This window comes from Mitsuaria sp. RG (assembly GCF_028369275.1).
Taxonomy (GTDB): Bacteria; Pseudomonadota; Gammaproteobacteria; order Pseudomonadales; family Pseudomonadaceae; genus Aquipseudomonas; species Aquipseudomonas peradeniyensis.
On record NZ_JAQMYQ010000010.1, the window covers coordinates 122,798 to 137,150 of the forward strand.

Genomic DNA, 14,353 nt, shown 5'->3' on the forward strand with positions numbered 1-14,353 from the left:
GCCATGGGCGGACTGTTTTCCCGGCTGATCGAATCCAGCGACCCGGCGCTGATGCGTCAGGCGCTGGCCTGGTTGTATGGCTTCGTGCGTCCACACCGTGGCGCCATCGGCGTGCTGCTGGCGCTGTCCTTGGGCGCCTCGCTGCTGGCCCTGGCGCAACCCTGGCTGGTCAAGACGCTGATCGACGAGGGGTTGCTGGCCAAGGACTACCAGACCCTCTGGCACATGGCGGCAATCATGATCGTCGCCGGCCTGCTCGGCACCGTGCTGGCCGGGGTCAACCGCTACCTGCATACACGGCTGTCCGGGCGCATCCTGTTCGCCCTGCGCGATGACCTGTACCGCCACCTGCAACGGCTGTCGCCGACCTTCTACGGCCGGCGGCGCACCGGCGACATCCTGTCGCGGCTGGACGGCGATGTCGCCGAGATCCAGCGGTTTGCCGTGGACTCGCTGTTCTCGGCGGTGTCGGCGCTGATCGGCCTGGTCGGCGCCGTGGCCCTGATGCTGATGCTGTCCTGGCAGCTGTCGCTGCTGCTGGCGCTGCTGATTCCGATCGAGGTGCTGTGGCTGCGCTGGATGCGGCGCAAGGTCGAGCGCGAGGTGCGCAGCCTGCGCGAGCGCTCGGCGGACGTGTCGTCGTTCCTGGTCGAGACGCTGCCGGCGATGAAGTTCATCCAGGCCGCCGGCCAACAGCAGCGCGAGGCCGAACGCCTCGACCGGCTGGGCCAGGGCTACATGGGGCAGTTGCTCAAGGTGCAGGTCACCGAGTTCTTCACCCAGGCGGTGCCCGGCACCCTGACCTCCTGGTGCCGGGCGTGCGCATTCCTGGTCGGCGGCTGGTGGGTGATCCAGGGGACCTGGCAGCTGGGTGCGCTGATCGCGTTCTCCACCTACATGGGCATGGCCGTCGGCCCGGTGCAGAGCCTGCTGGGCCTGTACGTGGCGGTGCAGCGGATGGCCGTGAGCCTGGGCCGGGTGATGGAGCTCAAGCAGGAGGCGGTCGCGGTGCGCGAGGCGGATGATCCCAGGCCCATGCCGCAGGGGCCCGGCGAGCTGCGCCTGGACGCGGTGTGCTTCGCCCACGACGGGCGCCAGGGCAAGGTGCTGGACAAGGTCGATGCCAGTCTGCCGGCCGGGGCCAAGGTTGCCATCAGTGGCGCCTCCGGCGTCGGCAAGTCGACGCTGATCGACCTGCTGCAACGCTTCTACGACCCCGATGGCGGGCGCATCCTGCTCGATGGCGTCGACCTGCGCGAGCTCGACCTGCAGGCCCTGCGGCGACGCATCGCCGTGGTCAGCCAGGACATCGTGCTGTTTCGCGGCACCCTGGCGCAGAACCTGGCCTACAGCACGCCCCAGGCCAGCCGTGACGACCTCGAGCGGGTGGTGCGCCTGACCCGTCTGGAGAGCCTGGTGCAGAGCCTGCCGCTGGGGCTCGACGGCTTGCTGGGCGAGCGTGGCCAGCAGCTGTCCGGTGGGCAGAAGCAACGCATCGCCATCGCCCGGGCGCTGCTGCAGCAACCGGCGATCCTGGTGCTGGACGAAGCCACCTCGGCGGTGGATGAAGCCACCGAGCGCGAGGTGATCGCCGCCATTGACCAGCTGTTCGCCGGGCGCACGCGGATTCTCATCAGCCACCGCGCCTCGACCCTCGCCGATGCCGACCTGCACCTAGAACTGCTGGACGGACAGTTGCGCAGCAAGGAGCCCGCCGACCATGGCCGCTGAACCGTGCATCGGCGTGATCGACAGCGGCTGCTCGCCGGAGCAGGCGGCCGGCCTGCTGGATGCGCGTCGCTTCTGGCTCGAAGAGGGCATGTTGCGCGAGGGTGACCCGCTGCCGGACGCCCTGGGCCATGGCAGCGCCGTGCTGGCGCGGCTGCGCGCCGAGTCCGGCGCCCAGCCCGTGCTGCTGGCCCAGGTGTTCGCCGGGCAGGGCAGCACCAGTGCCTTGCAGGTGGCGGCTGGTCTGTTGTGGCTGGTGGAAGCCGGCGCGAGCGTGGTCAACCTGAGCCTGGGCCTGCGCCAGGACCGCCCGGTGTTGCGCCAGGCCTGCGCCGAGGCCGTGGCCGCCGGGGTGCTGCTGTGCGCCTCCAGCCCGGCGCGGGGCGAGCCGGTGTACCCGGCCAGCTACCCCGGGGTCATCCGCGTGACCGGCGATGCCCGCTGCGCTGCCGGGCAGTGGTCGTGGCTGGACACGGCCCAGGCCGATTTCGGCGCGGCGGTCGGCAGCGATGGCGGGGCAGGCGCCAGCCTGGCCTGCGCCGCATTCAGCGGCCGGGTGGCGGCCCTGCTGCGCGAGGAGCCCGGCATGACCCGGGAGGCGCTGTTGCGGTGGCTGAAAACCCACGCGGCGTTTGCCGGCCCTGAGCGCAAGGGGCTGATCAATGTCTGAATCGAGCATCCTGATACTCGGTGCCGGACCTGCCGGCGCAGCCACGGCGCTGGGGCTGCGGCGGATGGGCTATGCCGTCACGGTGGTGTCCGACTGGCGCCGCTTCGCCGCGGTGGAAGGCGTGTCGCAGCGGGTGCTGGAGGGCCTGCGTCATGCCGGCCTGGGCGCCGCCCTGGCCGAGGCCACCACGCCGGCCGCGCGTCAGGTGCACTGGAACGGCGAGCGGCTGCAACCGAACCAGGAATGCCTGCTCGATCGCCAGCGTTTCGACCAGGCCCTGCGCGACGACCTGCGCCGCGCCGGTGTCGAGCTGGTCGAAGGGCGTGTGCGCGAGGTGGCGCGGGGGCAGGGGTACCGGTTACACCTGGACGACGGTCGCACCTTGCACGGTAACTTCCTGGTCGAGGCCCGTGGTCGCCAGGCGCCGTTGAGCGAAGGTCGCCTGCGCGGACCGGAGACCGTCAGCCTGCTCAACCTCTGGCAGGCAGCGCCCGGCACGCCGGCCTCGGCGGTGGAGAGCCTGGACGACGGCTGGGCCTGGATGGCGCGACTGGCCGATGGCCGCTGCTACTGGCAGGTGACGCTGGATGCGACGGCGGCACAGCTGCCGGGCAAGGCGGCCTTGCCCGAATACTGTGCCGAGCGTCGGCGTGGTTCGGCGCTGGTGGAGCAACTGTTCGGCGAGCAGGCCTTCGCCCCTGCGCAGGTGCATGCCCGTAGCAGCACCGCGATCCTGGCCGGCGCCTGCGCAGGCGATGATTGGCTGCGGGTGGGGGATGCGGCGATGGCGGTAGACCCGCTGTCGGGTAACGGGATCTTCCAGTCGTTGTCATCGGCCTTGCAGGCGCCGGTGGTGATCAACACCTTGTTGCAGCGGCCTGAGCACGCGGCCCAGGCGCTGCGCTTTCACCAGGAACGGATTGAGCAGCTGTTCCTGCGCTTTGCCCGTATTGGCCGGGATTTCTACGATCAGGAGCAGTCGCGGGCGACGGCCGCGTTCTGGGCTGCGCGCCGCGAATGGCCGGATACGCAGCCGATCCATGCCCAGGCCGCCTGGAGCGTTGTGACGGTGGAGCGTCGGCCGGTGTTGCGTAATGGCTTCGTGGAGGAGGCCGAGGTGGTGGTGACGGCAGACCAGCCGTTGGGGGTGTGGCACTTGCAAGGGGTTGAGTTGGCGCCCGTGGTCCGTGGGGTGCAGGCGGGGCTGTCGCTGCAGGCGTTGTTGCGTGATCGGCCTGCACAGCAGCAGATGATGGTGCGGCGGTGGTTGTTGGAGCAGGGGTGTCCTTGAGACTGTGGGGCTGCTGCGCAGCCCTTTCGCGGCACAAGGCCGCTCCTACAGAGGATCGCGGTCTCCTGTGTAGGAGCGGCCTTGTGCCGCGAAAAGGGCCGCGCAGCGGCCCCATAATCTGGAATCAGAAGAAGGTCCCGACCACCAGCTGCAGATAGGTCCCCCTATCCCGGCCACCCAACTGCACGCCGCCATCCTGCGCACTGCGCTGTGGGGTATAGATCCCCACCAGCGGGCTGATCAGCCAGTGCTCGTTGACCATCCATTCCACATACAGGTCCACCTCGCGCCCACCCAGGTTGCCCTGGTCGGTCTCGAGCGTGTCGAAGTCAAAGTACAGCGCCCCCACGGTCAGGCCCTCCCGCGGCGTGGCCTTGAGTGCCACATGGTGCACCTGGGTGTTGCTGTTGAAGGGCCCGGCGTAGTTGGCCGCCACCTCGCCCTGGAACCAGGTGCCGTAGCCACGGCTCAGGCCATAGAACAGCGGGTCGAAATGCTCGGAGAAGCGGCTGTAGCGGTAGGTGGCGGTGGGCTCCCAGGGCAGCTCGGAGAACGTCCAGTTGCCCTCCAGGTACCAGGCGTTTTCGCGTCCGCCGGTGCGGTCCTGGGTGACGTATTCGGCGGCCAGCTCGAGGTCTTTCACCCCCAGGTTGCCACGCCCGCGCAGGCTCACCGTGTCCATGCCGTCGCGGTGTTCCAGGCCGAGGATCTCGGCGTAGCGGCGGTCGACATCCAGACCGTGGATCCAGCTCAGGCCCACGGTGCCCGCATCGCTGACATGTTCGAGGTTGGCCACCGCCATGGCGGTGTCGGCCTGGAACGGGTTGTCTGATTTGAGCCACATCAGGTCGCCACGCCAGCCTTGCTTGCCGCCCAGGCGCAACACGGCGGTGCGGTCGAAGGCCTTGCGCGCCGCCAGGTAGTAGGCGCCGCCGCGGTCGAAATCGGCGCCCAGGTCGACATTGCCGGCATTGACCGGGTCGCCCTGGATCAGGAAGCCGTCGCCGAGGGTGATGACCTGACGGCCCCCAGAGACATCGATGCCATCCTCACCGAGGGCCGGGAACAGGTTGCCCGAGCGCCAGCCCAGGTAGGCGTCCTCGATGCCGGTGCGACGTTCGTCACCGAGGGTGAAGCCGGCGGCGTCGCCATCGCCCCAGGTGGCCGAGCTGAGCAGGCTGAAGGCACCGTACAGCGTGCCGCTGTCGGCCAGGGCCTGGCTGGCGCTCAGGCCGTACTTGACGTAGCCCTCGCGCCAATTGCTGCTGCCGGGCTGGCGGTTGCCGAACTGGTCGAAGCTTTCGTCGCTGTGGAAGACGCCGAACAGGGCTTCGAGGTTGGCGTCCAGGGTGGTGCCGGCGTTGTTGTAGAGTTCATGAGCCTGGGTCAGGGGAGAGGCCAGCAGCAGGGCCAATGTGCAGGCGAGCTTGTGCGTCATGGTGTGCTCCATGTTTTTATTGTGTGTTCTGTAGGGGCTGTTCCGGCCTCTTCTCGGGTAAACCCGCTCCCACAGGGATCGAGCGAATCCTGTGGGAGCGGGTTTACCCGCGAAGAGGCCAGTGCAGGAAGACTCAGAGCCTGATCAAAACCGACTTCAGCTCGGTGTAGTGCTCGATCGCCGCCGCGCCCATCTCGCGGCCGACGCCGGAGAGCTTGTAGCCGCCAAACGGCAGCGCCGGGTCCAGTGCGCTGTGGCAGTTCACCCACACCGACCCGGACTTGATCCGCGGGATCATCCGGTGCACTGCGGCGAGGTCGTTGGACCAGATGCTCGCGCCCAGCCCGTAGGGGTTGTCGTTGGCCATGCGCACCACCTCGTCGAGGTCGTCGAACGGCATAGCCACCAGCACCGGGCCGAAGATCTCCTCCTGCACCAGGCGGTGGCGCTGGTCGACATCGACGATCACCGTCGGCTTGACGAAGTAGCCCGGGCCGAAGCCTTCGCCGCCGCAGGCGATGGTCGCGCCCAGCTCGCGGCCCAGGTCGATGTAGCCGGTGACCCGGTCCTGCTGCTTGGCCGAGATCAGCGGCCCCATCTGCACGGTCGGGTCCAGGCCGTTGCCCAGCTTCATGGCGTTGGCGATGCCGGCGATATCGGCCACCACGTTGTCGAAGTGCTTGCGGTGCACGTACAGCCGGGAACCGGCGCAGCACACCTGGCCCTGGTTGAAGAAGATCGCGGTGGCGGCGCCGGCGGCGGCTTCCTGCAGGTTGGCGTCGGGCAGGACGATGGTCGGCGACTTGCCGCCCAGCTCCAGGGTGACGCGGGTCATGTTGTCCATGGCGGCCTTGCCGATCAGCTTGCCGACCTCGGTGGAGCCGGTGAAGGTCAGCTTGTCCACGCCCGGGTGGCGGCTCAGGGCGGCGCCGGCGTTCAGCCCGGTGCCGGTGATCACATTGAACACGCCATCCGGGTAGCCGGCCTCGCTCACCAGTTCGGCGAGCTTCAGCGCGGTCAGCGGGGTTTCGTCGGCAGGCTTGAGGACCACGGTGCAGCCGGTGGCCAGGGCCGGACCGAGCTTCCAGCAGGCCAGCAGCAGCGGGAAGTTCCAGGCGACGATGGCACCGACCACGCCGACCGCTTCGCGGCGGATGAAGCCGTGGAACTCATCGTCGGGCATCAGCGGCAGCGAGGGCTCGACCGTGCTGCCTTCGAGCTTGGTGGCCCAACCGGCCATGTAGCGCAAAAAATCGATGGCCAGTTGCACGTCCATCACCTGGGCCACGGCGGCGCTCTTGCCGTTGTTCAGGCATTCCAGCTCGGCCAGCTCCCGGGCATCGCGCTGCATCAGGTCGGCCAGGCGCCACAGCAGGTTCTGCCGTTCACGCGGGCGTGTGCGGCTCCAGGCCGAGTTGTCGAAGGCCTGGCGCGCGGCCTGCACGGCGCGGTCCACGTCCTGGGCCTCGGCCGCGGGCACCTCGCCGAGGACCTCGCCGGTGGCCGGGTTGCGCAAGGTCATGGTGCGGCCGCTGGCGGCGTCCTGCCAGTCGGCGCCGATGCGCATCCTGAGCTTGCGTGCGAGGAAGTCGCGTGTGGCGGGGAGGATCGGCAGTTCGGAATGCATGGGGGCGGTGCCTCTTGTCATGGTTGTGACCAGGGCTGGGGCAATGGGCGTGCCAAAGGACTCGGATGGCGGGTAGGCCCAGCTAGTGGTGGCTTTTGCCGGATTGGGAGTGAATAGAATCAGGGTTGATCTGTTGCATATTGAGATCGGGTGAGACGTCGTGTGACACACATTCACGGGTGCTGGGGCCGCTGTGCGGCCCTTTCGCGGCACAAGGCCGCTCCTACAGGGGATCGCGGTCTCCTGTGTAGGAGCGGCCTTGTGCCGCGAAAGGGCTGCGAAGCAGCCCCGGCAACTGTCTCAAGGTGAAACACCCAGTCGCGAAATGGGACGTTCACCTACAATCCCAAACGCTGGCCCCTACCCGCAAAACCAAGGTAACTCACTGATCCAAAACATTTTTGCCGCAACTGGCACACTTCCTGTATCGCAACTGTCACATGCACACCGCTGTACCCAAGCGTGCGAATAACGATAAGAACAACACCGTGGAGGTCTGACCTTGAAGACGACTCGACTCCGGCGGCAGGCGGGCACACTGGCGCTGGTCGCCACCGCACTGCTGGCCGCCCAGGCCATGGCGGCCGAGCAGGGCCCGAGCCTGTTGCAGAACAAGTGCATGGGTTGCCATATCCCCGAAGGCAACGACAGCTACAGCCGCATCAGCCACCAGCGCAAGACCCCGGAAGGCTGGCTGATGAGCATCGCCCGCATGCAGGTGATGCATGGCCTTTCGATCAGCGACAACGATCGCCGCACCCTGGTCAAGTACCTGGCCGACAAGCAGGGCCTGGCGCCCAGCGAGACCGAGGGCGTGCGCTACGCCATGGAGCGGCGGCTGAACACCGTCGAGCACTTCGACGATCAGCTCAGCCAGATGTGCGGCCGCTGCCACTCCGGCGCCCGGGTCGCCCTGCAGCGGCGTCCGGCCAAGGAATGGGAACACCTGGTCAACTTCCACCTCGGCCAGTGGCCGTCCCTCGAGTACCAGGCCCAGGCCCGCGACCGCGACTGGCTGGACATCGCCCTCAAGCAGATGGTGCCGGACCTGGCCAAGCGCTTCCCCCTCGACAATCCGGCCTGGGCCGAGTGGCTCAAGGCGCGGCCCGAGTCCAAGGTCCTGGCCGGGCAATGGGCGTTCAGCGGCCACATGCTGGCCAAGGGCGACGTGCGCGGGGTGATGACGGTCAGCGCCGAGCAGGGCGACACCTTCAAGGTCGAACTCAAGGGCGCCTATGCCGATGGCACGCCGTTCAACGGCAGCGGCTCGGCGATCCTCTACAACGGCTATGAGTGGCGTGGCAACGTCAAGGTCGGCGAAGCCAACCTGCGCCAGGTGTTCGCCGCCATCGACGGCCAGATGAAGGGCCGCATGTTCGAGGCCGAGCATGACGAGCGCGGCCTGGACTTCAGCGCCGCCAAGGCCGGCCAGGGCCGACTGCTGGCGGTGCAGCCGGCGTTCATCAAGGCCGGCGGCGACAGCGAGATCAACCTGGTGGGCAGCGACCTGTCCGGCAAGCCCGACCTGGGCGCGGGCGTCGAGGTGACCGAGGTGCTTGAGTCGACGCCGACGCTGATCCGGGTCAAGGCACGTGCCGCCAGGGACGCCGCCGCTGGCCAGCGCGAGGTCGCGGTGGGCGCGCTCAAGGGCGTGCAACTGGCGGTGTACGACAAGGTCGAGGAGGTCAAGGTGGTGCCGGCATTCTCCATTGCCCGCATCGGCGAGAACGGCGCCTCGGTGCCCAAGGTCCAGGGCCGCTTCGAGGCCGAGGCCTGGGGCAAGGACGCCAGCGGCCAGCCGCTGCGCATCGGCTATCTGCCGGCCACCTGGAAAGTCGAACCGTTCAACGAACGGGCGGTCGAGGACGAAGACGTCAAGTTCGCCGGGCAGATGCAGGCCGACGGCGTGTTCGTGCCGGGCGGGGCAGGGCCCAACCCGGCGCGCAAGATGATGACCAACAACGCCGGCAACCTGAAGGTGATCGCCACCCTCGCCGACGGTGGCCAGCAGGGCGAGGGGCACATGATCGTCACCGTGCAACGCTGGAACAATCCGCCACTGCCATAGGCATCAACTGACGCATCGAATCCCGGGAGGTCGCCATGGGCGCACTACTGAACCTGGTCGAACGCAACCTGCACGAAGTGCAGGTGGATGCCGACCGCATGCTGTTCCATATCCCCAGCAGTTCGCTGTTCGCCGCCGACGCGGTGACCGGCGGCATCATCGACGCCCTGCGCCGCCAGGGCTGCTCCGCCGAGGAGCTGATGCAACGCCTCGGCCAGCAGTTTTCCGGACAGGACATCGAGGAAACCCTGCGCGAGCTGATCGCCCTGGAAGTGGTCAGCGACGGCTCGCCGCTGACGCCGGAGATTGCCCTGAAACAGGTCGAGCGCACGGCGCTGAACACCGTGGTGCTCAACGTCAACACCGGCTGCAACCTGAGCTGCACCTACTGCTACAAGGAAGACCTCGACAAGCCTTCGGCCGGGCGCAAGATGAACACGGCCACCGCCGAGGCCTCGGTGGAGATGCTGCTCAAGGAGTCGCCCGACGAGCAGCGCTACAGCGTGGTGTTCTTCGGTGGCGAGCCGCTGTCCAACCGGGCGCTGATCGAGCACATGGTGGCTTACTGCGAGCGGCGCTTCGCCGAGGTGGGCAAGCAGGTCGAGTTCATCATGACCACCAACGCCACCTTGCTGACCGAGGAAGTCGTCGACTGGCTCGACGCTCACCGTTTCGGTTTGTCGGTCAGCATCGACGGGCCCAAGACCGTGCACGACCGCAACCGCATCACCGTGGGCGGGCAGGGCACCTACGACGTGGTGCGGCGCAAGGCCGACATGCTGCTGTCGCGCTACCGCAGCCGGCCGGTGGGCGCGCGGGTCACCCTGACCCGTGGCATCACCGATATCGAGACCATCTGGAACCACCTGTTCAACGAACTGGGTTTCGCCGAGGTCGGTTTCGCCCCGGTGACCTCCGGCGACATGGCCGACTACAACCTCACCGGCGACGAGCTGGTGCAGGTGTTCGCCAACATGAAGGCCCTGGGCCGGCGTTACCTGGAGGCGGCGCTGGAGCATCGCAACATCGGTTTCTCCAACCTGCACCAGCTGATCACCGATATCCACGAGGGCCACAAGAAGGCCCTACCGTGCGGCGCCGGGCTGAAGATGCTGGCGGTCGATCACGAGGGCGAGCTGAACCTGTGCCACCGTTTTACCGGCTCCAGCCTGCCGACCTTCGGCAACGTGCACCAGGGCGTGAAACAGGCGCAGCTCAATGATTTTCTCTCGCAGCGCCTGGACCGCAGCGGCACCGGCTGCGACAGCTGCCGCATCCGCAACCTGTGCTCCGGTGGTTGCTACCACGAGAGCTACGCCCGCTATGGCGATCCGCAGCACCCGACCTACCACTACTGCGAGCTGATGCGCGACTGGGTCGACTTCGGTATCGAGGTCTACAGCCGCATCATGGCCGCCAACCCGGCCTTCATCGATCGCTACATCACTCCCAGGAAGGCGCATTGACATGAAGCACCTCAAACCGCTGAACAACAAGGCGCGCATCCTCGAACAGGCCGCCGCCGAAGACCGCGTCGACGAAGTGCTCGCCATGAGCGCCGTGGCCGGCTGCACCGCCACCACCGACCCGGGCTGGGAAGTGGACGCCTTCGGCGGCGTCAGCTCGCTGTGCCAGCCGATGGAGGCCGACCTCTACGGCTGCTCCGACCCTTGCTGGTGGCCGGCCCAGGTGCCGGACATGATGAGCACCTACCAGGACTGGAACGCCCAGGCGACCAACTCCGCCGAAGACTGGCGCAACCTCGGCACCGTATTCCCGAAAGACAAATAGAACGACAAGGGGAAACCGCATGAAAGCTGGATTCTGCGCGCAGCTCGCGCTCACCATTGCCGCCACGGCCTGCGCCTGGGCGGCCCAGGCAGATGATGCAGGCCCGGCCTTGAAGGCCGGCCATGAATACCTGATCGCCACCAACTACCCGAACAACCTGCATGTGGTCGAGGTGGCCAGCGACACCCTGTACAAGACCTGCCGCATGCCCGATTCGTTCGGCCCCGGCACGGCGATGATGGCGCCGGACAACCGCACCGCCTACGTGCTGAACAACCATTTCGCCGATATCTACGGCATCGACCTGGACAGCTGCAAGACCACTTTCCACGCCAACCTCTCCAGCGTGCCGGGCGAGGTCGGCAAGGCCATGTACTCCTTCGCCATCAGCCCCGACGGCAAGGAGGTCTACGCCACGGTCAACCCGAGCCAGCGCCTGAACGACCACTACGTGGTCAAGCCGCCGCGCCTGGAGGTGTTCCGCACCAGTGATGGCCTGGACGCCAAGCCCGTGCGCAGCTTCCCGATGCCGCGCCAGGTCTACCTGATGCGCGCCGCCGACGACGGCAGCCTGTACGTGGCCGGGCCGGACATCTACAAGCTCGACGTCAAGACCGGCCAGTACAGCATCGCGCTGCCACTGCGCAGCTGGAACCGCCCAGGCTACAGCGCCCCCGACGTGCTGTACTTCTGGCCGCACCAGAGTTCGTTGCATGAGTTCTCGATGCTCTACACCATTGCGAAGTTCAAGGATGCCAAGCAGGACCCGGCCACCGCCGAGCCGCTGTACGGCTACCTGAGCATCGACCTGAAGACCGGCAAGGCCCACACCCAGGAGTTCGCCGAACTGACCGAGCTGTACTTCACCGGCCTGCGCTCGCCCAAGGATCCGAACCAGATGTACGGCGTGCTCAACCGCCTGGCCCGCTACGACATCCAGCAGAAGAAACTGGTCAAGGCCGCCAACCTCGACCATACCTACTACTGCGTGACCTTCGACAAGGCCGGCGACAAGCTCTATCTGGGCGGCACCTTCAACGACCTGGCGGTGTTCGACCCCAATACGCTGGAGAAGGTGAAGAACATCAAGCTGCCCGGTGGCGACATGTCGACCACCACGCCGCAGGTGTTCGTCCGCTAAGGGACCGGGAAATACACATCCCCCTTGTAGGAGCGGCCTTGTGCCGCGAAAGGGGCGCAAAGCGCCCCCGGCGATTTCAGCGTCACAGCGAGATTGGGGCTGCTTTGCAGCCCTTTCGCGGCACAAGGCCGCTCCTACAGGGATAGCACAACAAGAGAGCCCCTATGCCCCAGCCCAGCCATACCCAAGGCTCAAAAGCCACTCCCTTGCTCACCCACTGCATCGGCGACGCTTTCGACGCCACCGTCGCCCGCTTCCCCGACCGCGAAGCCCTGGTGGTCCGCCATCAGCACCTGCGCTACACCTGGCGGCAACTGGCAGACGCTGTCGACCAGCACGCCCGCGCCCTGATGGCCCTGGGCCTGCAGGCCGGTGATCGCCTGGGCATCTGGGCACCCAACTGTGCCGAGTGGTGCATCACCCAGTTCGCCAGCGCCAAGATCGGCGCGATCCTGGTCAACATCAACCCGGCCTACCGCACCAGCGAGCTGGAGTACGCCCTGGGCCAGTCAGCCTGCCAATGGGTGATCTGCGCCGACGCCTTCAAGACCTCCGATTACCACGCCATGCTGCTGGACCTGGTGCCCGAGCTCGGTGCCTGCCGACCGGGCGAGCTGCAAAGCACCCGGCTGCCCGAACTGCGCGGGGTCGTCAGCCTGGCCGATACGCCACCCAGCGGCTTCCTGGCCTGGCCGGCGTTGCAGGCCCGCGCCGGCGAAACCGACGCCGGGCAACTGACCGCACGCCAGGCCAGCCTGCACCGGCACGAGCCGATCAATATCCAGTACACCTCCGGCACCACCGGTTTCCCCAAGGGCGCGACCCTCAGCCACCACAACATCCTCAACAACGGCTACATGGTCGGTGAAAGCCTCGGGCTGACCGAGCACGACCGGCTGGTGGTGCCGGTGCCGCTGTACCACTGCTTCGGCATGGTCATGGCCAACCTCGGCTGCATGACCCACGGCAGCACCCTGATCTACCCCAACGATGCCTTCGATCCACTGCTGACCCTGCAGGCCGTGGCCGAGGAGCGCGCCACCGCGCTGTACGGCGTGCCGACCATGTTCATCGCCGAGCTCGACCACCCGCGCCGCCACGAGTTCGACCTGGGCAGCCTGCGCACCGGCATCATGGCCGGCGCCACTTGCCCGATCGAGGTGATGCGCCGGGTGATCGACGAGATGCACATGAGCGAGGTGCAGATCGCCTACGGCATGACCGAGACCAGCCCGGTGTCGTTGCAGACCGGCGCCGCCGACGACCTGGAGCGCCGGGTGACCAGCGTCGGTCGTACCCAGCCGTGGCTGGAGAGCAAGGTGATCGACAGCGCAGGCTGCACCCTGGCACGCGGCGAGATCGGCGAGCTGTGCACCCGTGGCTACAGCGTGATGCTCGGCTACTGGAACAACCCCAAGGCCACCGCCGAGAGCGTCGATGCCGATGGCTGGATGCACACCGGCGACCTGGCGGTGATGGACGACGAAGGCTATGTGCGCATCGTCGGCCGCAGCAAGGACATGATCATCCGCGGCGGCGAGAACATCTACCCGCGGGAGCTGGAGGAGTTCTTCTTCACCCACCCGGCGGTGGCCGATGTGCAGGTGATCGGCATCCCCTGCAGTCGCTATGGCGAGGAGATCGTCGCCTGGGTCCGCCTGCATCCGGGGCAGGTGTTGGGCGCGGACGAGCTGCGCGAATGGGCGCGGGCGCGCATCGCGCATTTCAAGGTGCCGCGTCATTTCCGCTTCGTCGACGCATTCCCGATGACGGTGACCGGCAAGGTGCAGAAGTTCAGGATGCGCGAGATCAGCATCGAGGAGCTGGCTGGCGGCACCGATCGATAGTCGTCAGCCCTGTGGCCGGGCACCGTTGAGGAACAATTGCTCGACCGTCTGCGCAGTGTTGGCGCTGGCGGCGCGACCGCGGTGCTCGGCATCGACCATGCCGTAGATCATGGTCATGAATATCTCGGTGAACACTGCCGCGCTGATGTCGATGCGTAGCACGCCCAACTGCTGGGCACGCAGGAAGAACGCATCCATGGCCTGGATATAGACCTGCCAGCGCAGGTCCTCGGCGTCGTTGAGCAAGGTATCGGGGCGGTACTGGAACATCAGGAACATCAGCAGTTCGCGATGCTTGAGGTGTTCGGCGATCAGGTGTCGGATGCCGGCCAGCGGTTCGACGCGCTCGAGGTCGGCTTCAAGAATGACCTGGTTGAGCACCTGCTCGCCATGATCCTCGAGCAGTTTCACCAGGTTGTCGCGGGTGCCGCAGAAGCGGTGCAGGGTGGCCTTGCTGACCCCGGCGGTTTCCGCCAGCTCCTTGAGGGTGGCGCGGGGGTGGACGACAATGGCCTGGGCCAGGGCCTTGAGCAGGCGCTCTTCCTGGAGGGTTCTACGCATGTGGGACCTCGAGTCGGGGTTCGGCGACGAAATATCCACAATTGTATCATATGAGACGAATAAATCTCATAAAGGGTGCGCAAGGCCGCTCTCACGGAACAAAACACAATTCTTTGATTTGACTGGGGCAGCGGGGGGGGGGGGGGGGGGGGGGGGGGGGGGGGGGGGGGGGGGGGGGGGGGGGGGGGGGG

Annotated in this window: 11 protein-coding genes; 8 read left to right on the plus strand and 3 right to left on the minus strand. The window is 67.1% G+C overall.

The window, feature by feature from the left end:
• Nucleotides 1-3 precede the first annotated feature (3 nt).
• The 3 genes from POF53_RS08600 to qhpG are packed head-to-tail and all read left to right on the plus strand — an operon-like array spanning nucleotide 4 to nucleotide 3,689.
• Nucleotides 4-1,731, plus strand: coding sequence for an ABC transporter ATP-binding protein (locus tag POF53_RS08600; protein ID WP_232857251.1), 1,728 nt, complete (start codon nucleotides 4-6; stop codon nucleotides 1,729-1,731).
• Nucleotides 1,721-2,398 carry a subtilisin-like serine protease QhpE gene (gene qhpE / locus POF53_RS08605; protein WP_203652538.1) on the plus strand — a complete coding sequence of 226 codons (678 nt, stop codon included), beginning with the start codon at nucleotides 1,721-1,723 and terminating at the stop codon, nucleotides 2,396-2,398. The genes POF53_RS08600 and qhpE overlap by 11 nt, the downstream gene beginning before the upstream one ends.
• Nucleotides 2,391-3,689, plus strand: a complete 1,299-nt coding sequence (gene qhpG, locus POF53_RS08610) for a flavin-dependent monooxygenase QhpG (RefSeq protein WP_498967277.1) — start codon at nucleotides 2,391-2,393, stop codon at nucleotides 3,687-3,689. The genes qhpE and qhpG overlap by 8 nt, the downstream gene beginning before the upstream one ends.
• A 124-nt stretch (nucleotides 3,690-3,813) precedes the next feature.
• On the opposite strand, the gene POF53_RS08615 is transcribed toward qhpG, so the two are convergent.
• Entirely contained in the window at nucleotides 3,814-5,127 is a 1,314-nt protein-coding gene (locus tag POF53_RS08615) for an alginate export family protein (protein ID WP_498967279.1), read from the minus strand.
• Nucleotides 5,128-5,260: 133 nt separating this feature from the next.
• Complete coding sequence (locus POF53_RS08620; protein ID WP_203652541.1) at nucleotides 5,261-6,754, minus strand: aldehyde dehydrogenase family protein; 1,494 nt, start codon at nucleotides 6,752-6,754, stop codon at nucleotides 5,261-5,263.
• 502 nt (nucleotides 6,755-7,256) lie between these two features.
• On the opposite strand from POF53_RS08620, the gene peaA reads away from it, so the two are divergent.
• From peaA to POF53_RS08645, 5 genes are all read left to right on the plus strand, one after another.
• Nucleotides 7,257-8,822 (plus strand): quinohemoprotein amine dehydrogenase subunit alpha, encoded by a 1,566-nt coding sequence (gene peaA / locus POF53_RS08625; RefSeq protein ID WP_498967281.1) that lies wholly within the window; start codon nucleotides 7,257-7,259, stop codon nucleotides 8,820-8,822.
• A 35-nt stretch (nucleotides 8,823-8,857) separates the two neighbouring features.
• Nucleotides 8,858-10,288 (plus strand): quinohemoprotein amine dehydrogenase maturation protein, encoded by a 1,431-nt coding sequence (gene peaB / locus POF53_RS08630; RefSeq protein WP_203652543.1) that lies wholly within the window; start codon nucleotides 8,858-8,860, stop codon nucleotides 10,286-10,288.
• 1 nt (nucleotide 10,289) lies between these two features.
• Entirely contained in the window at nucleotides 10,290-10,613 is a 324-nt protein-coding gene (gene qhpC, locus POF53_RS08635) for a quinohemoprotein amine dehydrogenase subunit gamma (protein ID WP_050705338.1), read from the plus strand.
• 19 nt (nucleotides 10,614-10,632) lie between these two features.
• Complete coding sequence (peaD, locus tag POF53_RS08640) at nucleotides 10,633-11,754, plus strand: quinohemoprotein amine dehydrogenase subunit beta (protein ID WP_232857246.1); 1,122 nt, start codon at nucleotides 10,633-10,635, stop codon at nucleotides 11,752-11,754.
• A gap of 164 nt (nucleotides 11,755-11,918) precedes the next feature.
• On the plus strand, nucleotides 11,919-13,601 hold the full coding sequence (locus POF53_RS08645; protein WP_498967284.1) for an AMP-binding protein: 1,683 nt from the start codon (nucleotides 11,919-11,921) through the stop codon (nucleotides 13,599-13,601).
• A 3-nt stretch (nucleotides 13,602-13,604) separates the two neighbouring features.
• Here POF53_RS08645 and POF53_RS08650 read toward each other — a convergent pair whose 3' ends face one another.
• Nucleotides 13,605-14,162, minus strand: coding sequence for a TetR/AcrR family transcriptional regulator (locus POF53_RS08650; RefSeq protein ID WP_203652546.1), 558 nt, complete (start codon nucleotides 14,160-14,162; stop codon nucleotides 13,605-13,607).
• Between the last annotated feature and the right edge of the window lie 191 nt (nucleotides 14,163-14,353).

What these genes read in the sequence shown, in the direction of transcription:
- qhpE (WP_203652538.1), top strand. Translation starts at nt 1,721, where the DNA reads ATGGCCGCTGAACCGTGCATCGGCGTGATCGACAGCGGCTGCTCGCCG.
- POF53_RS08645 (WP_498967284.1), top strand. Translation starts at nt 11,919, where the DNA reads ATGCCCCAGCCCAGCCATACCCAAGGCTCAAAAGCCACTCCCTTGCTC.
- POF53_RS08600 (WP_232857251.1), top strand. Translation starts at nt 4, where the DNA reads ATGGGCGGACTGTTTTCCCGGCTGATCGAATCCAGCGACCCGGCGCTG.
- POF53_RS08620 (WP_203652541.1), bottom strand. Translation starts at nt 6,754, where the DNA reads ATGCATTCCGAACTGCCGATCCTCCCCGCCACACGCGACTTCCTCGCA.
- POF53_RS08650 (WP_203652546.1), bottom strand. Translation starts at nt 14,162, where the DNA reads ATGCGTAGAACCCTCCAGGAAGAGCGCCTGCTCAAGGCCCTGGCCCAG.
- peaD (WP_232857246.1), top strand. Translation starts at nt 10,633, where the DNA reads ATGAAAGCTGGATTCTGCGCGCAGCTCGCGCTCACCATTGCCGCCACG.
- qhpC (WP_050705338.1), top strand. Translation starts at nt 10,290, where the DNA reads ATGAAGCACCTCAAACCGCTGAACAACAAGGCGCGCATCCTCGAACAG.
- qhpG (WP_498967277.1), top strand. Translation starts at nt 2,391, where the DNA reads ATGTCTGAATCGAGCATCCTGATACTCGGTGCCGGACCTGCCGGCGCA.
- peaB (WP_203652543.1), top strand. Translation starts at nt 8,858, where the DNA reads ATGGGCGCACTACTGAACCTGGTCGAACGCAACCTGCACGAAGTGCAG.
- POF53_RS08615 (WP_498967279.1), bottom strand. Translation starts at nt 5,127, where the DNA reads ATGACGCACAAGCTCGCCTGCACATTGGCCCTGCTGCTGGCCTCTCCC.